We start from the raw sequence: 24,559 nt of genomic DNA on the forward strand, positions 1-24,559 counted from the left end.
TCCTGGGAGGAGGTGCGCAGCGTGTCCCGATTCACGTCGTGGGTGGGTCGGCCCGACCAGTTCGATTGGATCACCGCCGTCTTGCAAGAGCGCGGACTGCTGCGCGCGACGCAGTGGAGCCTGGCTGCCATCTCCTCGATATCGGCGCTCGTGCCGGTGACCACCATGCTCAGCACCCATCGGGCGACCGACCGGGTGCTGCTCGTCGACGCGGCCGCCGCGGTCTTCGTCGTCGCCGTCAGCGTCTTCTGGCTGACGCGGTGGCCGACCCGGGTCCAATCCGAAATCTTCGGAGTCGTCGCCGCGACGTGCATTGCGGCGTGGACCCTGACCCAGCCGACCGCCGCGCTGGCGGCCGTCGGCTGCTGCGCAATGGCGACCAACAGCGGCTATGTCGCCCTCTTCCACAGCAACAAGTTCCTGGTCTTCAGCGCCGCCTTGGCGGCTGTCGTCTCGGTCGCGACCGGGGTGCACCTGGCTCGTGAGTCCGACATTGGAACCGGGCTCGCCGCGTTCTGGGTGGTCGCCATGCTCAACCTGTCGTTCCCCCTGGCGATGCGGGGAATGTCGCGGGCCATGGGGACCTACGCGGAGCGCGCCGACGAAGACTCGCTGACGGGATTGTTCAACCGCCGCGGGTTCATCGCCGCGCTCACCCGGAGACTGGGCGATCCGCGCGCCGGCGACACCCATCTGACCATGGTCATGATCGACCTCGACGCGTTCAAACGCATCAACGACAACTTCGGCCATGCGGCCGGCGACCGCGCGCTGATCGCCGTTGCCGACGCGTTGCGGCAAGAGGTGCCACCGACAGCGGTGCTGTGCCGCGCCGGCGGCGAAGAGTTCCTCATCGCAGCCAACGGCTCGTCGCCGGACGCCGAGCCGATCGCGGAGCAATTGGGCGCTGCCATCGCCGCACTTCCGCAGGGACTGACGGCGAGCATCGGTACGGCCACAGCCGAACTGCCGCCGATGGGCATGTCGGACGTCCCCGGGCTCATCGAAAAACTCATCGACGTCGCGGACAGCGCGATGTACACCGCCAAACGCCGCGGCGGCAACCAGGCGCACCACCTTTGACACTTCGCGCCAACGGATTTGAATCGCCCGAATCCGGGTGAACACGCTGCTGCCGGTCCTGCGATCGGTGTAGTTTGCTGCTGGGGCGGACTAGGTGAAGGAGCCGGTCGTGTCGGATGTCGATTACTGCGTGGTCGGGGCCGGGTTCGCGGGCCTGACGGCCGCCCTGAGGTTGAAGCAAGCCGGTCGCTCGGTGGCCTTGCTGGAGGCCCGCGACCGGATCGGTGGTCGCACGTTCACCGTCACTCGCGACGACGGCAGTTGGATAGACCGCGGCGGCGCCTGGATCGGGCCGGGCCAGGACCGCATCTACGCGATGATGGACGAGTTCGGCGTGCCGGAATATAAGCAGCACAACGACGGCGACGCGATGATGATCGTCGACGGCAAGAAGCACCGCTACGGCGGCACCATCCCGTGGTCGATGAGCGCGTGGGCGGTCACCAACCTCGGCATCGGCTTGATGTCGATCGAGAAGATGTGCAAAACGATTCCGGGCGAGGCCCCGTGGGAGGCCAAGCGCGCCGCCGAGTGGGACCGCATCAGCCTCGGGGAATGGATCGAGAACAACACCATGTCCAAGGCCGCCCGCGAGATGCTGGACATGGCCATAGCCGGCGTGTACACCTCGGCCGGGTCGGAGACGTCGCTGCTGTGGGCGCTGACGCAGATGGGCTCGGGCGGCGGCCCCACGTTCGTCATCTCGGGCAAGGGCGGCGCCCAGGACGCCCGGCCCGTGGGCGGGATGGGCGCCGTCTATCGCTCGATCGCCGCCGAACTCGGTGACGCGCTGCACCTTTCGCGGCCCGTCCGGCAGATCACCCAGGACGGCGACGGCGTGACGGTCGCCGCGGACGGGTTGACGGTGCGGGCGCGGCGGGCCATCGTCGCGATCCCGCTCGCCATCGCCAGTTCGATTGTGTACGAACCGATGTTGCCGGTGGACCGGGCGTTTTTGCACCAGCGCATGCCGGGTGGCGCCGTCATCAAGATCTCGATCATTTACGACGAGCCGTTTTGGCGGGCGGACGGATTGTGCGGTCAATCCGCCGCGCCGGGGTCCCCGGCCACCCTGACCATCGACGCCTGCACGAACACCGCCGACCCCGGGATCATGTGCGTCATCACGGAAGGCCCGGCCGCACGGCGGCTGACACGAATGGACGAGGCGGATCGGAAGGCGGCGGTCATCGGCGAGTTGGTCGACCGGTTCGGCGCCAAGGCCAACGCGCCGCTGGAGTTCCACGAGCAGAACTGGACTACCGAGCGCTACTCGGGCGGCGGCATGATCAGCCACGCCCCAACCGGTGTCCTGACGGAATTCGGATACACCCTGCGCGAGCCCTGCGGCCGGGTCCACTGGGCCGGCACCGAGAGCTCGGCCGTCATGTGCGGCTGGATAGACGGCGCGATCCGCTCCGGCGAGCGGGCGGCGGCCGAAGTGACGACGGCCGACACCGCCGCGGCGGCGACGACTCGGGTCTGACCACCGACCCCGCGAAGACCGTCGCCTGCCGCAGTGCCGGAAACACGGTGCCGGACAGCTCGGCGATGACCGTGACGGCGAGCGCCGACCGCCGCCGCGCGCCGTGTTCTTCTCCCCGCACGACCGCCACGGTGAGTCCGGTGGCGGCGACCGCCAAGAGCAGGTGCCCGGCCGTCATCACCGGCGTGGCCCAGAACGCGACAACGAAGCACGCCACGATCGGGTGCCGAGCCGGCCAGCGCACCAGCCTAGAGCCGAATCTGCGCCCCCCGCAAGGCCTTTCACGCCACATGAAGTACCTGATCCGTAGCTCGAACCGGTCGAGGCGGCGGATGCCGGTGGCCGCGCAGAGGACGCTCGCCCAGCCCAGCCAGAACAACACGTGCGCCCCAAGCCGGCCGGCCGGTGATGGCACGTCCCACACCACCGCCGGCAGCGCCCGCCACTGCCAATACAGCAGGAACAGGGCCAGGCCGCCGACCAGCGCGTCGGTGCCGCGTTCGCTCGCCCGCCGCATGCGGTGATACCCAAACGCGAACAGCCCGAGCAGCATCAGATCGATCACGATCGCGTCGCCCAGGGGTGCGCCCACCGCATGGTCGACACTTCGCGGAACCGCGACGTTTCCGGTGAAGCCGATGCCGTAGAGCAACGCCAAGCGGGACAACGCGTAACAGGCGGCGCCATACCCGCGCGCAAGAGTCGGCGACCCGTCGAGGAACGGATCGCCAACTCCCCTGCGGCGCTTGGCCTCCAGTGACGCCACCCCCGCCCTAGCCGACCCCGACGCGCGGCACCACGGTGGGCCGCGACTGCAGCACCTGCGGGCTCGCCCCGCCGCGGCCCAACATCGCGCCGGACACTCCGGCGCCCATGCCGCCCATCGGCATCGGCATCATCGGCATGCCCCCCATACCGGCCCCGACTCCCGCTGCGGCGCCCGGCATTTCGCCGCCCAGCCCCGACATGGCCGCGCTGACCATGCGCGCCGGCGTCGATCCCTCCCACGTCGGGGGCACCGACATCGAGCCCACCAGCCGGGCCTTGCCCAGGCCCGCCGGCATGGCCGGCCCCAGTCCCGCTCCGCCGCCGAACGGCTTCAGGTCCGGGGCGGTGCTGCTGACAAACTTCGGAACGTCGGCCCCGACCGCTGCCGCATTGGCCAGTCCCGCAGTGCCGGCGTTGGCGCCCTGCGCCAGCGACATGATCGGGGACATCAGCATGCTGATCGGGAGCGTCGCGACTTGCGCCACCGATGACAGCGACTGCAGGGGCGCCCCGGAAACCAGCGACTGCAAGGCGGTCAGCAGGCTCGTGGCCGCGTCCGAGCCACCTTGCATTGCGGGAGCGGCCAAGCCCGCCAGGCTGATCGGCGGCGCCGCGAACGGCGTCAACGCCGTTGCCACCGACATCGCCCCGGCGTGGTAGCCGACCATCGCGGCGACGTCCTGCGCCCACATCTCCACGTAGTGGAACTCCGTGGCCGCGATCGCCGGCGTGTTCTGGCCCAGAAAGTTGGTCGCCACCAACGTCATCAGCTGCATGCGGTTCGCCGCCACGGCGGCCGGGTGCACGGTCAGTGTCTGCGCCGCCTCGAACGTCGTCGCAGCCGCCCGCGCCTGCGCCGCCGCCGTCTCGGCCTGCGTCGCCGCCGCCGACAACCACCCCACGTACGGCGCCGCCGCGCCAGCCATGGCCGCGGCCGACGGTCCCTGCCAGGCCGTGCCCGCCAGACCCGACGTCACCGACCCGAAAGACGCAGCCGCCGAACCCAACTCGGCGGCCAGCCCCTCCCAGGCCGCCGCAGCCTCCAACATCGGACCCGGCCCCGCACCCAGATACATCCGCGCCGAATTGATCTCCGGCGGCAACACCAAAAAACTCACCACACCCGTCCTCTATTGGAAGAAGCCCGATTGCGCGTCGCGCTTGTTGAAGAAGCCCGAGTCGTCGTTGCCGGAGTTGCCGATTCCCGAGTTGAAGACGTTCGAGTTGCCGATGCCGATGTTGTCGAAGCCCGTGTTTCCGATGCCGGCCAGGAAACTGCCCGAGTTGTTGATCCCGACGTTGTTGCCGTTGCCCGAGTTACCGAAGCCGGACTCGAAGGCGAGGCCGGTGTTCTGGAAGCCGGAGCTGTCGCCGCCGGAGTTGAAGAAGCCCGACGAGTCGAGGCCGGTGGTGCCGAAACCGGAGTTCTTGACGCCGACGGGAGTGACCGTGCTGCCGAAGCCGGTGTTCAAGTTGCCGGAGTCGAAGCCGCCCGTGTTACTGGAACCCGCGTTGCCCCAACCGGTATTGATGGAACCCGCGTTGAAGTCCCCGGTGTTCAGCGAACCGGCGTTGCCGCTGCCGGTGTTCTGGAAGCCGGAATTCCCCATCCCGAAGTTTTGCGAACCGCCGTTGAGCATCCCCATGTTGTTCGCACCGCCGTTGCCGACACCGAAGTTGCTGAAGCCGCTGTTCAAAAAGCCGGTGTTGCCCTGCCCCGCGTTGGTGAAGCCCGTGTTGAAGCTGCCCGAGTTCTCGAAACCGAAGCTGTGATTGCCGGAGTTGAAGAGGCCGACGTTGCCGGTGCCGGAGTTGAAGAAGCCGATGTTGCCGGTGCCCGAGTTGCCGAAGCCGATATTTCCCGTCCCCGAGTTCAGCCCGCCGAAACCGATCTGGTTGTCACCGGTGAGCCCGAAGCCGATGTCGTTGTTGCCCGTGTTGCCGAAGCCGAAGTTGTGGGTGCCGGTGTTAGCGATGCCGACGTTGTTGCTGCCCCGGTTCCCGAAGCCCATGTTCGAGTCGCCGCGGTTGCCGCTGCCGACGTTGCCGCTGCCGAGATTTCCGTTGCCGACGTTGGTGTTGCCGAGGTTTCCGGCGCCGACGTTCCCCAGGCCGTTGTTGCCGAAGCCGGTGTTGTTGTTGCCCGCGTTGCCGGCGCCCAGATTTTGGTTGCCGCGGTTGCCGCTGCCGATGTTGCCGACGCCGTTGTTGCCGTTGCCGACGTTGGTGCTGCCGATGTTGCCGCTGCCGACGTTCTGGCTGCCGCTGTTGCCGCTGCCCAGGTTTTGGTTGCCGTTGTTGCCGCCGCCGACATTGCCAGCGCCCGCGTTGCCGGCGCCGACGTTGAAGTTCGCGAGGGCCGCCTGCACCTGACCCAGTGGCCCGGGCAGGGTTTGCAACGCCTGGGCCATGGGCGTGAGCTGCGCGGCCACCGCCGAGGCGCCGCCGTGATACCCCACCATCGCCGACACGTCGGCGGCCCACATCTGTTCGTACTGCGCCTCGGTCGCCGCGATCGCCGGCGCGTTGAGCCCCAGTAGATTCGACCGCACCAACGACACGAACTGGCCGCGGTTGGCCGCCACCGCGCCGGGATGCACCGTCGCCGAGGCCGCCGCCTCAAACGCCGACGCCGCCGCGCGCGCCTGCCCGGCCGCGCTTTGCGCCTGCGCCGCCGCCGCCGACAACCACCCCACGTACGGCGCCGCCGCGCCCGCCATCGCCGCCGCGGCCGCGCCCTGCCAGGCCGCGTCCGCCAACCCCGACGTCACCGACCCGAACGAGCCGGCAGCCGAACCCAGCTCTCCGGCCAGTCCCTCCCAGGCCGCCGCCGCCTCCAACATCGGACCCGGCCCCGCACCCAGATACATCCGCGCCGAATTGATCTCGGGCGGCAACACCAAGAAACTCATCCCAACCGTCCTTCGCCGTCGTCGTGGCCGCCGCGTTTGCCGCGGCTCGGCTGCGAGCGGACGTCCGCCACTTCCGCCGACGCCGCCGACGCCGCCGCCGAGGCCTCCGGGGCCGCTATCAGGTACGACATCGCCGTCCTCCCGCTCCCAAGCCGTGCGGCCGATCGGTTGAAAGCGCAGCGAATTGCGATCCCGGCCCCGACTTCTGTTCCAAGTGAGTCAAATATGGGGGGCCCGGCGTCGAACTAACGTCGGCCGAATCGCGTAGATACTCAGCATGAGGGGTCGTAAATGCAGCGCGGTGCGGGGTCGTAGGGCCGCCACCGGCAAATCGTCAGCCCCGGTGCCCGGGGTGGCCGCCGGTGGGCTCCGCCGCCCCGATGACCTCAACAGTTTTCGGTTGGTATTCGACCCGTGGTGGCTGGCATGAGCGAAACTGGTGTGCGCGGGGATTTACGGTCATGTAAGAGGCATGGCCATCGCATGAGGGAGCGTATGCCCACAGGAACGGTCACCCTGCTGCTCGCCGATTCCGAGGGCTCCGAGCGACTGTGGGAAAGCCAGCCGGAGCAAACGACGGCGGCGCTCGCGCGGCTCGGCCGCGCCGCCTCCGAGATCGTGCCCGCCCACGACGGCGTGCTGGCGGCCGGGACGGGCGGCGGCGACGGCTTCCTGGCCGCTTTCGCCCACGCGACCGACGCGGTGGCGTGTGCTGTGGCGTTGCAGCGGGCGCCGCTGGCGCCGATCCGGCTGCGCGTCGGCGTGCACACCGGCGAGGTTGAGCTGGGCGATGCCGGTGAGTATGTCGGCTCGACCCCCGAGCGGGCGGCCGCCCTGCGCGACCTGGCGCACGGCGGCCAGATTCTGCTCTCGGGCATCACGCGCGACCTGGTCATCGACCAATTGCCGGCCGACGCCTGGCTGACCGATCTCGGCACCCACCAGCTCGGCGACCTGCCCCGCCCCGAGCGGCTGGCGCAGCTCTGCCACTCCGACCTGGACGTCGAATTCCCGCCGCTGCGCACCACCGGAAGCGTCGTCCCGCACGGGCTGCCGGTGCAGCTGACCCGGTTCGTGGGTCGCGTCACCCTGACCAACGACGTCGTCAAGGCCCTGTACGAGAACCGGCTGGTGACCCTGGCCGGCGCCGGCGGCGTCGGTAAGACCCGGTTGGCGGTGCAGGTCGCCGCCCAGGCGGCGGCCGAGTTCGACGGCAACGTGTGGTTTGTCGACCTGACGCCGGTCACCGATCCCGAGGTGGTGCCGGTCGCGGCGATGCGGGCGCTCGGCCTCCCCGACCAGCCGGGCCGCTCGGCGACGGAAACGCTGGTGCGGTTCCTTGGCGACCGCCCGGTGCTGCTGGTTCTGGACAACTGCGAGCACCTGATCGACGAGTGCGCGGAACTGACCGTCGCGCTCCTGGGCGCCTGCCCGCAGCTGACAATCCTGACGACCAGCCGCGAGCCGATCGGGGTGGCCGGCGAGGTGACCTGGCGGGTGCCGTCGCTGTCGCTGGCCGACGAGGCGATCGAGCTCTTCGTCGACCGCGCGCGCCTGGCCCGGCCCGATTTCAGCATCGCCGTCGACGACAGCGCCGCGGTGCGCGAGATCTGCGTTCGCGTGGACGGCCTGCCGCTGGGCATCGAGCTCGCCGCGGCGCGCGTGCGGATGATGTCGCTGACGGAGATCCTCGACGGCCTGCGCAACCGGTTCCGGCTGGTGACCGGCGCCCGCGTCGGGACGCGCCGCAAGAAGACCCTCGGCGAGTCGGTCGACTGGTCCCACGCGCTGCTGACCGAGCCGGAGCGCATCCTGTTCCGGCGGCTCGCGGTGTTCCGGGCCGGCTTCGACCTCGATGCCGCGCGGGCCGTCGGCGACGGCGATCCCGTGCAGCAGCAGCAGGTGCTCGACCGGCTCGCCCAGTTGGTGGACAAGTCGCTGGTGGTGGCCGAATACGCCGGCGACCGCACGCGTTTCCGGCTGCTCGAGACCGTGCGCCACTACGCCGCGGCCAAGCTCGCGGAATCCGGGGAAGCCGACGAGGTGCACGCGCGGCACCGCGATTACTACACGGCGCTCGCCGCCCTGCTGGACAGCGCCGCCGACGCCGACCACCAGCGCCGCATCGAACAGGTCGAGATCGAGATCGACAACCTGCGCGCGGCGTTCGCGTGGAGCCGGCAGACCGGCGACATCGAAAAGGCGCTGGAGCTGACCTCGTCGCTGCAACCGCTGTGGCAGACGCGGGGCCGCATCCAGGAGGGGCTGGCCTGGTTCGACGCCACCCTCGCCGAGCACGACGCGCGACGCTCCGACATCTCGGCCGTGGTGCGCGGGCGCGCGCTCGCCGACAAGGCGGTCCTCGACGCGTCGCGCAGCATCGGCGACAACCTCGAGCAGGCGCAGCAGGCCGTCGCGATCGCCCGCGAGATCGACGACCCCGCGCTGCTGGCGCGCGCGCTCACCGCCTGCGGCGCCATCGCTTCCTACAGCGCCGCCGCGGCCCGCCCGTACCTGGCCGAGGCGATTGGCATCGCCCGCTCGCTGGACGACCAGTGGCGGCTGACCCAGATCCTGACCTGGCAGGCCAACGGCGCGTTCTACGCGGGTGACCCGATCGCCGCGGAAGAGACCTCCCAAGAGGGGTGGGAGATCGCCGACGCGATCGGCGACCGGTTCCACGCGCGCTCGTGCCGCTGGACCCTCGGCCTGGCGCAGATGATGAAGGGCGATCTGGCCCAGTCCGTCGAGCAATTCGAGGCGGTGACCGCCGATGCGGACGCGGCGCACGACGTCCTGTTCAGGTGGGGCGCCCGGCTGAGCCTCAGCCTCGCGCTCTCTTTCCAGGGTCATACCGGCGCGGCCATGGCCACCGCCCGGGCGTCCCTGGACGCGGCCGGCGACCTCTGGCCCTACAACGAGGGATTCAGTTACGCGGTCCTGGTCACCGCGGCGGCGGCGGCCGGCGATCTGGCGGCGGCGACCGAGGCCATCGAGGCCGCCCAGCAACGCCTCAGCCCGCAGGGCGAACTCGGCGCGGCGATCGTCAACCCAATGGCCGACGTGGCGCTCGCGCGCGGCGATCTGGTCGAGGCGCGGCGCTGGGCGGACCAACAGGTCGCGGCGTCGGCGGGCTGGCACCTGGCCCGGGCGCTGACCACGCGGGCGCGCATCTCGATCGCCAAGGGCGAGCCCGACCAAGCCGAGCGCGACGCGCACAAGGCGCTCGGCTGCGCCGCCGAGTGCCAGGCGCACCTTGCCGTTCCCGACATCCTCGAGTGCCTCGGGCGGCTGGCCGCGGACGGCCTGAGCCATCGCGACTCGGCGCGGCTCTTCGGCGCGGCCGACCGGATTCGCCATCGAATCGGCGTGGTGCGGTTCCGCATCCACGACGCGGACCACGAGCGGACGCTCGCCGCGCTGCGCGACACCATGGGCGAGCAGGACTTCGACGCCGCATGGGCGGAAGGGGCCGGGCTGTCGCTTGACGAGGCCGTCGCCTACGCGCGCCGCGGTCGCGGGGAGCGCAAGCGCCCTACGAGCGGCTGGGCCGCGCTCACCCCGACCGAGCGCGACGTCGCGTGGCTGGTGGCCGACGGGCTGGCCAACAACGAGATCGCCGCCCGGCTGTTCATCTCCCGGCGCACGGTGCAGACCCACCTGACGCACGTCTACGCGAAGCTGGGCATCAGCTCCCGGGTGCAGCTCGCCCAGGAAGTCGCCGGCCACCGCTAAGCGCTGCCGGCGCGCGAATCTACGACCCCCCGCCGGGCGCGATTACGAGCTATGACCGAGGTTTCGCCGCCGCATCCCCCGCATCCTGAATTCGATTCCAGACGAGCGTCCGGATGCGCAGCGCCGCATATCCGCCACCACGCTCGATGACGACCGGGAGGACAGCGATGTCGTTTGTAATAGTGGCCCCCGAGGCGGTGGCGGCAGCCGCGGCCGATGTGGAGAGCATCGGCTCGGCGCTCATCGCCGCGCATGCCGCCGCGGTGGCCCCGACCACTGGGATCCTGGCCGCCGGCACCGATGAGGTGTCCGCGGCGCTGGCGTCGCTGTTTTCCGGGCACGCGCAGGCCTACCAGGTGCTCAGCGCCGAGGCGGCGGCCTTCCACCAGCAGTTCGTTCAGACCATGAGCGCCGGCGGGGCGATGTTCGCCGCGACCGAGGCGGCCAACGTGTCCCCGCTGCAGAGTCTGCTCGACGCGGTCAACGCGCCGGTGCAGGCGGCGACCGGGCGCCCACTGATCGGCAACGGCGTCAACGGCGCCCCGGGCACCGGGCAGAACGGTACGGACGGCGGCTGGCTGATCGGCAACGGCGGCGCCGGCGGGTCCGGCACCGGCGGCGGCACCAACGGGGGGAACGGGGGCAACGGCGGGAACGGCGGGCTGATCGGCAACGGCGGGGCCGGCGGCGCCGGCGGAACCCCCTTGGCCCTGGGCGGCGCCGGGGGCAACGGCGGCCACGGCGGGTCGGCGGGACTGTTCGGCTCCGGTGGCGTCGGCGGGGCCGGTGGTAACTCGGACTCGGGAACCGGCGGCAACGGCGGGGCCGGCGGCAACGCGGGCATGCTCTCCGGCGCGGCCGGGACGGGCGGCGCCGGCGGGCGCACCGACAGCATCACCAGTCCCGGCGGGGACGGGGGCACCGGCGGCAACGGCGGCCTGTTCTCCAGCGGGGGCGCCGGCGGGCTCGGCGGCGCGAGCGTGAGCGGGACCGGCGGCACCGGCGGGGCCGGCGGAACCGGCGGGATGTTCGCAGCCGGCGGCAGCGGCGGCGGCGGCGGAGCCACCAACGGCGGCACCGGCGGATTGGGCGGAGCCGGCGGGGCCGGCGGGCTGTTCGGGGCCGGCGGAGACGGCGGAACCGGCGGGCACGGCTCGACCTTCGGCGGGGCGGGCGGCGCCGGCGGCAACGCCGGCATGCTCAGCCTCGCGGCGGGCGGCGCCGGCGGCGCAGGCGGCGAAAGCATCACCCCGGTGGTCGGCATCGGCGGGGCCGGCGGGGCCGGCGGCAACGGCGGCCTGCTCTTCGGCGACGGCGGCGCGGGCGGCAACGGCGGATTCGGCCCCCAGACCGGCGGGCGCGGCGGCGCGGGCGGCGCGGCCGGCCTGCTCACCGGCTCCGGGGGCGCCGGCGGCACCGGCGGAGACGGCCTTACCGCTCAGGGCGGGGCCGGGGGCGCCGGCGGCAGGTCGGGCCTCATCGGCGACGGCGGCAACGGCGGCAACGGCGGCAGCAGCCAGGCCGCCGCCAGCAGCACCGGCGGCGCGGGCGGGGCCGGCGGCAACGGCATGCTGATCGGCGACGGCGGCAACGGCGGCACCGGCGGCCTCGGCCAGGTGCGGGGCACCACCGGCGCCGGCGGCATCGGCGGTCAGCTGCTGAGCCTGGACGGCTCCAACGCCCCCGCCAGCGCCAACCCGCTGCACACCCTGCAGCAGCAGGCGCTCACCGCGATCAACGCGCCCGTCCAGGCGGCCACGGGCCACCCGCTGATCGGCAACGGCGCCAACGGGGCTCCTGGCACAGGCGCCGCCGGCGGGGCCGGCGGGCTGCTGTTCGGCAACGGCGGGACCGGCGGCTCCGGCGCGGCCGGCGCGGCCGGCGGCCACGGCGGGGCCGGCGGCGGCCTGTTCGGCTCCGGGGGCGCGGGCGGCACCGGCGGCGCGTCGGCCACGGGCAACGGCGGTGCGGGCGGGGCCGGCGGCGACGGCGCGCTGTTCGGCTCCGGCGGCGGCGGCGGAGCCGGCGGACGGGCACCGGGCGGCGCCAACGGCGGCGCGGGCGGGGCCGGCGGCAACGCCGGCTTGTTCGCCGGCGCGGCCGGGGACGGCGGCGCGGGCGCGGTGTCCTTCACGCCCGGCTCACCCGTCACCGGCAAGGGCGGGGCCGGCGGCACCGGCGGCACCGGCGGGCTGTTCGCCCGCGGCGGGGTCGGCGGCGACGGCGGCTTCGGCCTCACCAGCGGGGCCGGCGGAGCGGGCGGCGCCGGCGGCATGTTGTCCGGAGACGGCGGGGCCGGCGGCTCCGGCGGATTCAGCAGCCTCAACGGCAGCAGCGGCAACGGCGGCGCCGGCGGCAACGGCGGGCTGTTCGGCGGCGGCGGTGCCGGCGGCTCAGGCGGCGCCGGCCAAACCGCCGCCGGGGCCGGCGGGCGCGGCGGCAACGCCGGCCTGCTGAGCATGGGCGCCACGGGCGGGGCCGGCGGCGACGGCGGGAGCAGCGACGGCACCGCCGGGGCGGGCGGCGACGGCGGCAACGGCGGCATGCTCTTCGGCGACGGCGGCGCCGGCGGCATGGGCGGCGCCGGTGATTCGAGGGGTGGGGCCGGCGGCGCCGGCGGCAACGCCGGCATCCTCACCGGCTCCGGCGGCACCGGCGGCGCCGGCGGAGTCGCGGGCGCCAGCCCGCTGACCCCCGGCGGCGCGGGCGGCGCCGGCGGCAAGGGCGGCCTGATCGGCAACGGCGGCGACGGGGGCGCCGGCGGGTCGGGTCACGGCGGCGCGGGCGGCGCCGGCGGAACTGGCGGCAACGCCGTCGCGATCGGCGACGGCGGCAACGGCGGCAACGGCGGCAACCCGGGCACCCCGACCGGCACGCCGGGCACCGGCGGCACCGCGGGTGTGCTGATCGGCCAGAACGGGAACAACGGGAAGCCCTAGGCCCGGCCGCCGCCCCGAACGCGCGGCGCTCAGCCCGCCTGTTTGACCGGCGGCCGGTAAAAGATCAGCAGCTGCCCGGCGGCGCCGGCGAGACCCAGCCCCGCCGAGATGGCGAGCCCGGGCCAGCCGTCGAACCAGTTGTGGCCGAAGATCGCCCAGTCCAGGCTCAGCCGGCCGGCGCCCAGCGTGGCCACCACGACGGCGCTGACCGCCAGCACCAGGTTGTACTCCCAGCCCTCTTTGACGATGAAGAAGCCGTTGGCGCGGTGCACCGTCCAGGCCGCGACCAGCATCAGCGAGACGAAGCCCGCCGCGGGTATCGGCGTCAGCAACCCGACCGCCAGGCCCAGCCCGGCGGCCATCTCCGTGGTCGCGGCCACGGTCGCGTGGAACTTGCCGGGTTTCATGCCGATGCTCTCGAACCAGCGCGCGGTGCCCGGTATGCGGCCGCCGCCGAAGAACTTGTTGAAGCCGTGCGCGGCGAGCGTCAGTCCCAGCACCAGCCGCAGGATCAGTAACCCGACGTCATACACATTCATAGGTGCAAATCTAGCGGGTGGCCCGCGCGAACCGGAAAGGAGCGCGGCATCAAGATCGCGATCATCGGAGCCGGCAATGTCGGCAACGCGCTGGGCACCGCGTGGCGCCACCGGGGCCACCGCGTCATGTTCGGCGTCCGCGATCCCGACGACCCCAAGTACGCGTCGCTCGACGCCGTCGAGACCAACGAATTCGCCACCGGCGCAGCCGATGTCGTGGTGCTGTGCACGCCGTGGCAGGGCACCCGGGCGGCGGTGCGCGGCTGCGGCGACCTCGCGGGCAAGGTCCTCATCGACTGCACCAATCCGCTGACCCCCGACCTGGCCGCGCTCGAGGTCGGGTTGGTCACCTCCGGGGCGGAAGAAGTGGCGAAGTGGGCGCCCGGCGCCCTGGTCTGCAAGGCGATGAACCAGATCGGCGCCCCGATGATGGACGGGCCGCAGTTGCCGGGCACACCCGTCATGTTCATCTGTGGCGACGACGACGCGGCCAAGTCGGTGACCGCGGACCTGGTCGGCGAGCTCGGTTTCGAGACCGTCGACGTCGGCGACCTGACGATGGCGCGGCTCCTCGAGCCCTACGGCCTGCTGTGGATTCAGCTGGCCCTGCGCCGCGGGCTGGGCACGCACTTCGGTTTCGGGCTGCTGCGCGGGCGGTCCTGACATACTCGTCGGGGCCTGCCGGGAAGGTCCCGACGGCCGGGCCGCACGACGAGGGGGTACACCACGACCCGCATCAATCCCGTGGTCAAGCTGGACGGCGCCGCGCGTCACCCGCGCGAACTGCTGGGCAACAAGGGCCACGGCATCGACGCGATGCGCCGGCAGCAGCTGCCGGTGCCCCCGGCGTTCTGCATCACCACCGAGGTGGGCCGCGACTACCTGGCCGGGCCCGCCACGACGATGGACGCGATTTGGGACGACGTGCTCGACCGGATGCGCTGGCTGGAGGCGGAGACCGCCCGCACGTTCGGCCGCGGCCCCCGGCCGCTGCTGGTCAGCGTGCGCTCGGGCGCCACCCATTCGATGCCCGGCATGATGGACACCATCCTGGACGTGGGCATCGACGACGCGGTCGAGGCGGCGCTCGCCGCCGAGGGCGGCCCGCGGTTCGCCCGCGACACCCGGCGGCGGTTCACCACCATGTACGAGCGGGTCGTCGGGCAACCCGCGCCCGCCGACCCCTCCGCGCAGCTGCGGGCCGGCATCGAGGCGGTGTTCGCCTCGTGGGATTCGCCCCGCGCGGTCGCCTACCGCGCCCACTACGGCCTCGACGACGGCCGCGGCACCGCCGTCGTCGTGCAGGCGATGGTGTTCGGCAACCGCGGCCCCGGTTCCGGCGCCGGAGTGTTCTGCTCGCGCAACCCCATCACCGGCGCCGACGAGCCCTTCGGTGAATGGCTGCCCGGCGGCCAGGGCGACGACGTGGTGTCGGGATTGGTTGACGTCGCGCCGATTTCGGCCCTGCGGGACGAGCAACCGGCCGTCTACGACCGGCTGACCGACGCCGCGCGCGGCCTCGAGCGGCTCGCCTGTGAGATCCAGGAGATCGAATTCACCGTCGACGCCGGCGAGCTGTGGCTGCTGCAGACGCGGGTGGCCGAGCTCTCGGCGCAGGCCGCGGTGCGCCTGGCCCTGCAGCTGCGCCGCGAGGGGCTCATCGACGACGCCGAGGCGCTGCGCCGGGTGACACCCGCGCACGTCGCGGCTCTGTTGCTGCCCGCCTTGCAGCCCGAAACACGTTTGGCTGCACCGCTTCTGGCCAGCGGGCTGGCCGCCTGCCCGGGCGTGGCATCGGGCACGGCGTATGTCGACGTCGACGAGGCGCTGGCCGCCGCCGACCGCGGCGAGCGCGTCATCCTGGTGCGTGACCACACCAGGCCGGAGGACGTCCTGGGCATGCTGTCCGCGCAGGGCATCGTCACCGAGGTCGGCGGCGCGGCCAGCCACGCGGCGGTGGTCAGCCGCGAGCTCGGCCGGGTGGCGGTGGTGGGCTGCGGGCGCGGCGCCGCCGCGGCGCTGGCCGGCAAGCAGATCACCGTCGACGGCTACGAAGGCGAAGTGCGGGAAGGCGATCTGAGCGCGTCGGCCTGGTCGGAGAGCGACACGCCGGAGCTGCGCGAGCTGGCCGACATCGCACGGCGCATCAGCCCGCTGCGCGCCCACGCCGGCGGCGAACACCCGCGGCTGGACGACACCTCCGACGCGGCGGTGCGTGCCGCGCTCGAGGCCGGCCACACCGACGTGGTCTCCGCGAACCCGCTGACCGTCATGCTGACCGCGATCCGGCTGACGGCCGAGGTCGCCGGATGACCGAACTGGCTGTGCTGCAGGCGATCCGGCTGAAGGGTCGGGTGCGCGCCGCCGAGCTGGCCGCGACGCTGGGCCGGGATCCCGGTGACATCGCCGGCGTCGTCGAGCGGCTCACCGCGGCGGGGCTGCTGGTCGACGACGCGACCCTGCGGATCAGCCCCAGCGGCCGCACCCGGCTCGAGGCGTTGCTGGCCGAGGAGCGCCGGGGCCTCGACCCGGGCGCGATGGCCGCCGCCTACCGCGAGTTTCGGTCGGTGAACACCGATTTCAAGGAGCTGGTCACCGATTGGCAGGTCAAGGGCGGCGCGCCCAACGCCCACGACGACGCCGAGTATGACGCCGCGGTGCTGGCCCGCCTCGACCGGGTGCACGCGCGGGTGGTGCCGATCATCGAGGCGGCCGCGGCCCAGTTGCCTCGGCTCGGCGCCTACGCGGCGAAATTGCTTGCCGCCCTGGACAAGGTCAAGGCCGGCGACACCGCCTGGCTGAGCAGGCCGCTCATCGACTCCTACCACACCGTGTGGTTCGAGTTGCACGAGGAACTGATCGGCGCCGTCGGCCTGACCCGCGCCGAGGCGGCCAGATCCGAAGACGCGCAATAGCTTTCATAGCGCCGCGTCGAGCAGCTCGAGGTATGCGTCGATGTCGGGGACGGCCGACTCGGCGGCGTGCACGCTGATCGCTATGGTGTCGCCGATGCCGTGCACCCCATGGGTCAACCCCATCGCCGGCGACAGGGCCGGGTATCCGGCCGTCAGCACCACCCGGGCGCCGCCGAACCTCAGGTCGGCGGGCCCGCGGTTGACGCTGGACACCACGGTGTTTCCCGCCACCTGCGTGGGCCGGGCAAAGGGATCGAACTGCGCGACGCCCCAACACAGCAGCGCCGCGGGCACCGCGGCGAAGGCCCGGTCGGCGGACCGGGTCGCCGGGTGGGCGAAGCGGCGCCGGCCGTTCGCCAGGTCGGTCGCGATCCGCTCCAGCCGCGCGGCCGGGTCGAGCTTCGGGTACAGCCCGACGACCACGTTGCCGAAGTGATTATTCGCCTGCGGCGCACCGGGTTTGGCCATCGGCACTTCGGCGCCCAGCGTGTCGGACCCGGCACCGAGCAATCCGGACAGCGCCGTGGACACCGCCGCCAGCACCCCGACGGTGACGGTGGGCCCGCGCAATTGCGAACGGCGCCGCACCAGCGTGCGCACCGAGCGGGTGCCACCCGCGGCGTTGGTGGGTTGCGGCGGCCGCGACCCGGCCCCCGGCGCCAGCAATCCGGCCTCCGTGTCGCGGACGAGCCCGCGATGGGCGCGCGCCGCCACGGCGGCCCGCCAGGGCAGGAACCCCGCCGACGGCGCCGCCACCGTCGGCACCGGGGCCGCGCGCCCGAACAGCCACGCCGCCATCGCCGAGGCGCGGGCGCCGTCGGCCAGCGGGTGGGCGACCTGCATGACCGCGACGCAGCCCGGCCCCGAAACGCCCGGGATGCCGAACACCGGGGTGAACACGTGCAGCCGCCACGGCATCACCCGAACGTCCAGCTGGTCGTCGGCGAGGGCGACGACGGCCGCCAGGCACTCCCGCCAGCCCGGGTCGGACAGGTCGTGGCGGACCACCCACTGGGGGCCGACGGCGGCGGGCACCCACTGCGGGTAGGCCAGCCGGCCGCGCTCGCGGACCCGCATCGTCAGGTCCGGGCAGGCGCGCGCCCGGGCGCACACCCGCTCGGCGGCGCCCACGCAATCCGCGGGTTCGCCGTCGAACGCGTAGAGCAGGAACTCGTCGCTGGGGATTTTGGCCGACATCCAGTAGAACTGCGCGTCGACCGCGGCCATCCGTCGCGCCGCCATGGTGTCAGCCGGGTGAGCCGATGAACGTCAGCACCAGGTTGGCGACCTTGTCCGGCTGTTCGAGCTGCAGGAAATGCCCGGCGTGCTCGACGATGGCGACCTCACTGCCCGCGGGCAGCGCCTTTTCCGTCCAGCGGGTGAAAGCCGATGTCATGCAACCGTCGTCGCGCCCATGCAGATAGAGGCACGGCAGCAGCGGCTCTTGGGTCCACAGCCGGTTCAGGTCGGCATACTCCGCCGGCGGCCGCGGGTGGCGGATCGTCGCCCGGTACGTTCCGAGCGCCGCCCGCCAGCTCTCCGGCGTGCCGATGGCCGCGTCGACGTGGCGCAGGTCCTCGTCGGCGCGGTAGCCCGGCGACCACCGCCGCCACAGCAGCGGCAGCACCCACGACGCGGAACGTTCTGGCAGCCAAGGCAATTGGAAGTACAGGATGTACCAGCTGCGCACCAGCTGCGGCGGCAGCTGGCCGAGCAGCCGCAGCCGGTCGGCCGCGCTGCCGCGCCGGCGAAATCCCGCGGACACCGGCACCGACATGATCACGGCCTTGGCGAACGGGCTGTCGGGCATCGCGGCCAGGCCGGTCGCGGCCATCGCGCCCCAGTCGTGGCCGATCACGACATCGCGCTCCGTGCCGCCCGCGGCCGAGCGCACCCGCAGGGCGTCGTCCATCAGCGCGCCGACGTGGAAATCGCCGTCCGCCGGGAGTGACGATGGCGCGTATCCCCGCATGAACGGCGCGACGACCCGCCACCCCGACTCGACGAGTCGCGGCGCGAGCTTGCGCCATCCGTAGGCGGTGTCGGGGAAGCCGTGCAGGCACAGCGCGATCGGGGCGTCCGGCGGTCCCCAGGTCAGGGCCTTCAGATTCCCGGCCGGGCCGGGCACGTCGAGCCAGCCCGGTTCACCACTCATCGGGGGCTCGCTCGGTGTCGTCAGCCATGTTCACTCCCTCATAGGCGGGCGTCCGCACCGACCAACCTAACGCCTGTTCACTCAGAACGCACCGACCCCGGGCGGAGACTAACGAGATCCCCACGGCCGCAATATCTTTCGGATCCGCTGCGCGCTACTGATAGCGTCTGGGGTATGGCGACCCCCACGCAGGCCCGTCGGTGGGCCAAGACCGGCGCCACCCAGCAGCGGATCCTCGACGCGGCCACGGAGGTCTTCGCGACCAGGGGATTCACCGCGGCGACGATGGCCGATGTGGTTTCCGGTTCGGGCGCCAGCGTCGGCAGCATCTACCACCACTTCGGCGGCAAGAACGAGCTGTTCCTGGCGATCTTCGAGCAGATGGCCACCGCCGTCGACCGCCGCATCGAAGAGGCGATGCGGCAGGCCGGTGATGCGGCCGAGCCGCGGCACGTCTTCGAACTGCACGTGCGGGCGTACCTCGAGGCGATGTGGGAGAACCGGCGGCTGGCCCGGGTGCTGACGTCGGGGGACACGCCGCCGGGGTTCGAGGTCGCCCGCCGCGACCGCATGCAGGCCGCCTTCCGCCGCTGGATGGCGGTGCTTCAGCTGGACGCGTCGGTGCGCGGGCAACTCCTGAGCCGCATCCTGGTGGCGACGATGGCCGAGTCGTCGCTGATGGTCGCGGCCTGCGAGGACCCCGACGAGGTGCCGGCCATCACCGACGCGACGATCGAGTGGATCGGCCGGCTTACCGAGTGACCTCGCCCGCGACGGCGCGCTCCAGGTCGGCGACGACGATCTTGCGCATGCCGTACATCGCCCGCGTGGCCGCCGCCGCACGGGCGCGGTCCGGGTCGCCGATCAACTCGTAGAGCCGATCCGGGACGATCTGCCAGCTCAGGCCGAAGCGGTCCTTGCACCAGCCGCACTGCGATTCCTCGCCGCCGTCGGTCAGCCGCTCCCAGTAGTAGTCGACCTCGTCCTGGTCCTTGCAGTGGATCGTGAAGGACACCGCCTCGCTGAACGAAAAGTGCGGCCCGCCGTTGATGCCGATGAACCGGTTGCCGTCCAGCACGAAACTTCCGGACAACACCGTTCCCGGCTCCCCCGGGCCGGCCTCGGTGGTCCGGTTGAAGCCCTCGATGCGCGAGTTGGGGAACACCGAGGTGTAAAACTCCGCCGCCTCCTCCAGGTTGTGGTCGAACCACAGCGAGGGCGTGATCGCGGGCATGGGCAGCTCCTTCAGTCGTTGGTGGTCGGTTTCAGTGATAGACCGCGGCGGCGGCGAGAACTCATCGCGCCATCGCGGAGCATTGACAGTATTAGAACGAGATTCTAATATTCGACTATGACCGCCCCGAAGCTGTGGGCCAACTCGGGCGACTCGCACTTCCTCGAGCCCGAGGACCTGTGGAGCTCGCGGCTGCCGCGGCGGCTGGCCGAGCGAGTGCCGCGGACCGAGAAGGACCCCGACGGCCGGTGGGAAACCATCCACGTCGACGGCCAGGTGTTCCGGCGGCGCCTGCCCAGCCCCGCCCAGCAGGAGTTCATGGCCGCCACGGTCGCCGCAGCGGGCTCACGCGACGTCGACAAACGACTCGCCGACCTCGACGACGAGGGCATCTGGGCGGAGCTGGTGTTCCCGTCGCTGGGCATGTGGTGCGGGTCGTTTCGCACGCCCGAGCTGCTCCGCGAGGCGCTGCGGGCCTCCAACGACTGGGCCAAGGAAACCCTCATGGATCGCTCGCCGCGGCTCATCCCGACGGCGCAGGTGTCGACCATGGACATCGACGACGCGGTCGCCGAGCTGGGCCGTTGCGCCGCAATGGGATTCAATGCGGTGTTCCTTCCGGTCACGCCGCACCCGGCGCAGCGCGACTACCACCGCGAGGAGTGGGAGCCGTTGTGGGCGGCCGCCGAGGACGCCGGCATGGTGATCGCGTTCCACATCGGCACCGAGCCAATCGATTTCGCCGCGGGCAACTCGATCGGTGTGACGTACCACGGCCCGGGCGGCGCGGTGCTGAACTACACCGAAACGTCGTTCGGCGGGCAGCGGGCGGTGGTCAAGCTGGTCGCGTCGGGCGCCCTGGATCGGCACGCCGACCTGAAGGTGCTGGTGTCGGAGGGCGGTGCCACCTGGGTGCCGTTCATCGCCGACCGGATGGAGGAGGGCTATCGCCAGCACGCAATGGTGGTGCGGCCCAAGCTCAAGCGGGGTCCGCGGGAGATCATCTACTCGCAGGTGTACGCGTCGTTCCAGCACGACTCGTCGGCCGTCGCGGCCGTGACGGCGATGGGTTTCACCAACGTGCTGTGGGGCAGCGACTACCCGCACATCGAGGGCACCTTCGGCCACACGCAGGCGACACTGCGGCGGCTGTTCGACGGCGTCGACGCCAAGACCAAAGACCGCATCCTGTTCGGCAGCTTCGCCGAGCTGTTCCCCGACGCGCCGCTGCCGCCGGGGGCCCACGTCGGCGGTGAATAGATTGCCTAGGTAACGTCGAGGGGCGATCTATCGAGAGGACCCCCGTGAGCGCCGTGAGCAGCACCAATGAGACGGTCGAGTTTTCCGGCCACAACGGGATCACCCTCGTCGCCGACGAGTGGAACCGCGGCTCGGCCGCGGCGGCCGACCGGCCCACCATCCTGATGTTGCACGGCGGCGGACAGAACAGGTTCTCCTGGAAGAACACCGGCCAGATCCTGGCCGACGACGGGTTTCACGTCGTCGCGCTGGACTCCAGGGGTCACGGGGACAGCGAGCGCGCACCCGATGCCGACTACGACGTCGAGACGCTGACCACCGACGTCATGCACGTCCTGGACGCCATTGGCCGGCCGGTGGCCATCATCGGCGCCAGCATGGGCGGGCTGACCGGCATCCTCGCCGCCGACCGCGCCGGCCCAGAGCGGGTGACGAAACTGGTGCTCGTCGACGTGGTGCCCCGGTTCGAGAAGGGCGGCAGCGCCCGCATCCGCGATTTCATGTTCAGCGGCCTCGACGGGTTCGAAACGCTGGAGCAGGCCGCCGACGCCGTCGCCGCCTACCTGCCCTACCGGAAAAAGCCGCGCAGCCCCGAGGGGCTGAAGAAGAACCTGCGGCTGCGCGACGGCCGCTGGTATTGGCACTGGGACCCGGCGTTCATGACCAAGCCCGGCGACGACCCGGAGCTGCGCACCGAAAAGTTCGAGCACGCCGCGACCAACCTGAGCATCCCGGTCCTGCTGATCCGCGGGAAGCTGTCCGACGTCGTCAGCCCCGAGGGCGTCCAGCATTTCCTGACGCAGGTGCCGCGCGCCGAGTTCGTCGAGCTGTCCAACGCGGGGCACACCGCGGCCGGCGACGACAACGACGCGTTCAGCGAGGCCGTCGTCGCCTTCGTGGAGCGCGGTTAGCAATACCCGAATTCTCCGAATGTGCAATTTGCGACGAGACACGCCGCGAAACCGTCGTGAAATGCACGCTCGACGCGCCGCGAGATCGAACGAGGTTAGTTAGCGGGCTTCTCCGCGTGCCCACCGAATTGCTTGCGCATCGCCGACAGCGCCTTGTTGGCGAAGTCGTCGAGTGAACGCGAGGCGAAGCGGGACTGCAGCGCGGTCGTCAGCACCGGCGAGGGGACGCCCTCGTCGATCGCCGCGATCGCGGTCCAGCGGCCCTCCCCGGAGTCGGAGACCCGCCCGGAGAACTCCTTCAGCTCGGGCGATTGGTGCAGCGCGATCGCGGTCAGGTCCAGCAGCCAGGAGCCGATGACGCTGCCTCGCCGCCACACCTCGGCGACGTCCGGGATGTCGAAGTCGTACTGGTAGAACTCGGGATTCGACAGCGGCGCGGTTTCGGCGTCGCCTTGCTGGATCTGCTTGCCGATGTCGGCGTTGCGCAGGATGTTCAGCCCCTCGGCGAGCGACGCCATCATCCCGTACTCGATCCCGTTGTGCACCATCTTCACGAAGTGCCCCGCCCCCGACGGGCCGCAGTGCAGATAACCCTTTTCCGCTTGCGCGATTTCGCCGTCGCGGCCGGGCGTGCGCGGCGCCGCGTCCACCCCGGGCGCGACCGTGGCGAAGATCGGCTCGGCGTGCTCGAACGCGTCGTCGTCGCCGCCGATCATCAGGCAGTAGCCGCGTTCGCGGCCCCACACCCCGCCGCTGGTGCCGCAGTCCAGCAGGCGAATGCCGTTCTCCGCCAACTTCTTTGCGTGCGTGATGTCGTCGCGGTAGTAGGAGTTGCCGCCGTCGATGACGATGTCACCGGACTCCAGGGTCTTGGCCAGTTCGTCGATCACGCCCGTGGTGATGGTCCCGGCCGGCACCATCACCCAGACCACCCGCGGGGTGGAGAGTTTCTCGGCGAGCTCTTGCAGCGAGGACACCCCGATGGTGTTGTCCTCGCCGGCCATCGCCTTGACGGCGTCGGGGCTGTGGTCGTACACCACGCACTCGTGGCCCCCCTTGGCCACCCGCCGAACGATGTTGGCGCCCATGCGGCCCAGGCCGATCATCCCTAGCTGCATCGTGTCCCGTCTCCTTAGTCTTTCGTCTGCTTGGTGTGGGGCAGCCACGGCTCCTGCCAACTGTGATGACCGTGCAGCAGCGACTGCGCTGCCTCCGGTCCCCAGGAGCCGGGATCGTAGTGATGGATGCGGCCGGGCTTGTCCAGCACCGGCTGCACGATCCGCCAGGTTTCCTCGATGGCGTCCTCTCGGGCGAAGAGCTGCCGGTCGCCGGTGAACGCGGCGTACAGGAGCCGTTCGTAGGGCCGCACGGCCTCGCCGAGGTCTTCGGCGAACGACGAATCGAGGTGGACGTCGTGCCAGGAGTTGCCGACCTGGGCGGACAGCTGCAGGCGCATCCCCGGGTCGGGGTCGATGCGCAGCACGATCTGGTTGGGCTCCGGCGGCCGGCGGTTGGGCAGAAAGGAGAACCCGGGTACGTGATGGAGGAACATCCGGACCTCGGTGACCTTTTCGGGCAGCGCCTTGCCGGCGCGCAGGAAGATCGGCACCCCGGCCCAGCGCCAGTTGTCGATCTCGGTCCGCAGCGCGATGTAGGTCTCGGTCTGTGAATCCTTCGCCACCCCGGCGACGTCGGTATAGCCGCGGTATTGCCCACGCACGCAGCGCTCCGGATCCAGCGCCGGCATGGCCCGGAACACCTCGGCCTTCTTGTCGTTCAGGTCGTCGTCGCTCGGGCCGACGGGGGGCTCCATCGCCACCAGCGCGAGCACCTGCAGCAGGTGGTTTTGCACCACGTCGCGCAGCGCGCCGACCGCGTCGTAGAACTTGCCGCGGTCCTCGATGCCGAAGTCCTCGGCCATCGTGATGTGGATCTCGGAGATGCTGTCGCGGTCCCACACCTTGGCCAGGCCGTTGTTGGCGAACCGCAGGTATTGCAGTTCCTCGACGGGCTGTTTGCCCAAAAAGTGGTCCACGCGCAGGATTTGGTCCTCGTCCAGCACCGCGCGCAACCGGGCGTTCAGGTCGCGTGCGGAGGCGAGGTCGTGCCCGAACGGCTTCTCCACCGCGACGCGCGCGCACTCCAGCAGGTCGACCTTCGCAAGGTTTTCGACGATCGGCGCGAACAGCGACGGCGGCATCTCCAGGTAGTACAGCGGACGGCAGTCGCTGCCGACCCGCTTGGCGAGCTCTTTGTACAGCTCGGGGTCGGTGACGTCGCCGTGCAGGTACGACAACCGGCCCGCCAGGCGCTTGAACACCGCGTCGTCGAGGTTCTCCCCGGATGCCTTGATGGCGTCGCGCGCCCGCTCGGCCAACTGCTCGACCGACATGTCGTCACTGGCCACCCCGATGATCGGGCACTTGAGCAGGCCCCGCGACTCGAGCCGGTACAACGCGCGGTAGGTCATCTTGCGGGCCAGATCGCCGGTAATCCCGAAGATCACCAGCAGATTCGAAGAACCATCACCGTCGGCCAAGACGCGCACCTCCCTTGAGATTCGCTACCCGCGGCGGCCCGTGCTCAACCCTAGACATTGCATTTGGGCCCGACAACCCGAAG

Annotated in this window: 20 protein-coding genes; 10 read left to right on the forward strand and 10 right to left on the reverse strand. The window is 71.6% G+C overall.

Going from position 1 to position 24,559, the window contains the following annotated elements:
• The first annotated feature begins 21 nt into the window (after positions 1-21).
• Both AWB89_RS05680 and AWB89_RS05685 read left to right on the forward strand, forming a co-directional pair.
• Positions 22-1,083: a GGDEF domain-containing protein gene (locus AWB89_RS05680; RefSeq protein WP_142282459.1), complete on the forward strand. Its 1,062-nt coding sequence runs from the start codon at positions 22-24 to the stop codon at positions 1,081-1,083.
• 109 nt (positions 1,084-1,192) lie between these two features.
• Positions 1,193-2,569, forward strand: a complete 1,377-nt coding sequence (locus tag AWB89_RS05685) for a flavin monoamine oxidase family protein (protein ID WP_085172391.1) — start codon at positions 1,193-1,195, stop codon at positions 2,567-2,569.
• On the opposite strand, the gene AWB89_RS05690 is transcribed toward AWB89_RS05685, so the two are convergent.
• Genes AWB89_RS05690 through AWB89_RS28255 form a run of 4 tightly spaced genes read right to left on the reverse strand, consistent with a single transcriptional unit; the run spans position 2,469 to position 6,380 of the window.
• Positions 2,469-3,335 (reverse strand): isoprenylcysteine carboxylmethyltransferase family protein, encoded by an 867-nt coding sequence (locus AWB89_RS05690; RefSeq protein WP_174627810.1) that lies wholly within the window; start codon positions 3,333-3,335, stop codon positions 2,469-2,471. The genes AWB89_RS05685 and AWB89_RS05690 overlap by 101 nt on opposite strands.
• 7 nt (positions 3,336-3,342) lie before the next feature.
• Positions 3,343-4,413 (reverse strand): PPE family protein, encoded by a 1,071-nt coding sequence (locus AWB89_RS26905; protein WP_142282472.1) that lies wholly within the window; start codon positions 4,411-4,413, stop codon positions 3,343-3,345.
• Between the two features lie 54 nt (positions 4,414-4,467).
• Complete coding sequence (locus AWB89_RS26910) at positions 4,468-6,249, reverse strand: PPE family protein (RefSeq protein WP_142282460.1); 1,782 nt, start codon at positions 6,247-6,249, stop codon at positions 4,468-4,470.
• Positions 6,246-6,380, reverse strand: coding sequence for a hypothetical protein (locus AWB89_RS28255; protein WP_263993264.1), 135 nt, complete (start codon positions 6,378-6,380; stop codon positions 6,246-6,248). The genes AWB89_RS26910 and AWB89_RS28255 overlap by 4 nt, the downstream gene beginning before the upstream one ends.
• A gap of 352 nt (positions 6,381-6,732) precedes the next feature.
• On the opposite strand from AWB89_RS28255, the gene AWB89_RS05700 reads away from it, so the two are divergent.
• Both AWB89_RS05700 and AWB89_RS05705 read left to right on the forward strand, forming a co-directional pair.
• Entirely contained in the window at positions 6,733-9,984 is a 3,252-nt protein-coding gene (locus tag AWB89_RS05700) for a LuxR family transcriptional regulator (protein WP_085172151.1), read from the forward strand.
• 167 nt (positions 9,985-10,151) lie between these two features.
• Positions 10,152-12,923, forward strand: coding sequence for a PE family protein (locus AWB89_RS05705; RefSeq protein ID WP_085172152.1), 2,772 nt, complete (start codon positions 10,152-10,154; stop codon positions 12,921-12,923).
• Between the two features lie 29 nt (positions 12,924-12,952).
• Here the strand turns inward: AWB89_RS05705 and AWB89_RS05710 are convergent, their stop codons facing one another.
• Positions 12,953-13,462 (reverse strand): DoxX family protein, encoded by a 510-nt coding sequence (locus AWB89_RS05710; RefSeq protein ID WP_085099562.1) that lies wholly within the window; start codon positions 13,460-13,462, stop codon positions 12,953-12,955.
• A gap of 63 nt (positions 13,463-13,525) precedes the next feature.
• Between AWB89_RS05710 and AWB89_RS05715 the strand changes: the two genes are divergently transcribed.
• From AWB89_RS05715 to AWB89_RS05725, 3 genes are all read left to right on the forward strand, one after another.
• Entirely contained in the window at positions 13,526-14,125 is a 600-nt protein-coding gene (locus tag AWB89_RS05715) for an NADPH-dependent F420 reductase (RefSeq protein ID WP_263993293.1), read from the forward strand.
• A gap of 72 nt (positions 14,126-14,197) precedes the next feature.
• Positions 14,198-15,775, forward strand: a complete 1,578-nt coding sequence (locus AWB89_RS05720; RefSeq protein ID WP_241520439.1) for a pyruvate, phosphate dikinase — start codon at positions 14,198-14,200, stop codon at positions 15,773-15,775.
• Entirely contained in the window at positions 15,772-16,377 is a 606-nt protein-coding gene (locus AWB89_RS05725; protein WP_085172155.1) for a phenylalanine--tRNA ligase subunit alpha, read from the forward strand. Before AWB89_RS05720 ends, AWB89_RS05725 begins: the two co-directional genes overlap by 4 nt.
• 3 nt (positions 16,378-16,380) lie before the next feature.
• Here the strand turns inward: AWB89_RS05725 and AWB89_RS05730 are convergent, their stop codons facing one another.
• Together AWB89_RS05730 and AWB89_RS05735 are read right to left on the reverse strand one after the other, a co-directional pair.
• Positions 16,381-17,619 (reverse strand): WS/DGAT domain-containing protein, encoded by a 1,239-nt coding sequence (locus AWB89_RS05730; protein WP_085172156.1) that lies wholly within the window; start codon positions 17,617-17,619, stop codon positions 16,381-16,383.
• Between the two features lie 4 nt (positions 17,620-17,623).
• Positions 17,624-18,532 (reverse strand): alpha/beta fold hydrolase, encoded by a 909-nt coding sequence (locus tag AWB89_RS05735; protein ID WP_085099547.1) that lies wholly within the window; start codon positions 18,530-18,532, stop codon positions 17,624-17,626.
• Between the two features lie 174 nt (positions 18,533-18,706).
• Between AWB89_RS05735 and AWB89_RS05740 the strand changes: the two genes are divergently transcribed.
• The gene (locus AWB89_RS05740) at positions 18,707-19,294 is read left to right on the forward strand and encodes a TetR/AcrR family transcriptional regulator (RefSeq protein ID WP_085099544.1); all 588 of its coding nucleotides are present in this window, start codon (positions 18,707-18,709) and stop codon (positions 19,292-19,294) included.
• On the opposite strand, the gene AWB89_RS05745 is transcribed toward AWB89_RS05740, so the two are convergent.
• Positions 19,284-19,766: a VOC family protein gene (locus AWB89_RS05745; RefSeq protein ID WP_085099541.1), complete on the reverse strand. Its 483-nt coding sequence runs from the start codon at positions 19,764-19,766 to the stop codon at positions 19,284-19,286. The genes AWB89_RS05740 and AWB89_RS05745 overlap by 11 nt on opposite strands.
• 117 nt (positions 19,767-19,883) lie before the next feature.
• Here AWB89_RS05745 and AWB89_RS05750 point away from each other — a divergent pair, with 117 nt between their 5' ends.
• Complete coding sequence (locus AWB89_RS05750) at positions 19,884-21,026, forward strand: amidohydrolase family protein (RefSeq protein ID WP_085172157.1); 1,143 nt, start codon at positions 19,884-19,886, stop codon at positions 21,024-21,026.
• Between the two features lie 44 nt (positions 21,027-21,070).
• Positions 21,071-21,937 (forward strand): alpha/beta fold hydrolase, encoded by an 867-nt coding sequence (locus AWB89_RS05755; protein ID WP_085172158.1) that lies wholly within the window; start codon positions 21,071-21,073, stop codon positions 21,935-21,937.
• Positions 21,938-22,032: 95 nt separating this feature from the next.
• On the opposite strand, the gene gnd is transcribed toward AWB89_RS05755, so the two are convergent.
• Positions 22,033-23,055, reverse strand: a complete 1,023-nt coding sequence (gnd, locus tag AWB89_RS05760) for a phosphogluconate dehydrogenase (NAD(+)-dependent, decarboxylating) (protein ID WP_085099536.1) — start codon at positions 23,053-23,055, stop codon at positions 22,033-22,035.
• A gap of 14 nt (positions 23,056-23,069) precedes the next feature.
• Positions 23,070-24,476 carry a glucose-6-phosphate dehydrogenase gene (locus tag AWB89_RS05765; protein ID WP_085172393.1) on the reverse strand — a complete coding sequence of 469 codons (1,407 nt, stop codon included), beginning with the start codon at positions 24,474-24,476 and terminating at the stop codon, positions 23,070-23,072.
• Positions 24,477-24,559: the final 83 nt, after the last annotated feature.

This window comes from Mycobacterium paraense (assembly GCF_002101815.1).
GTDB classification, from domain to species: Bacteria; Actinomycetota; Actinomycetes; order Mycobacteriales; family Mycobacteriaceae; genus Mycobacterium; species Mycobacterium paraense.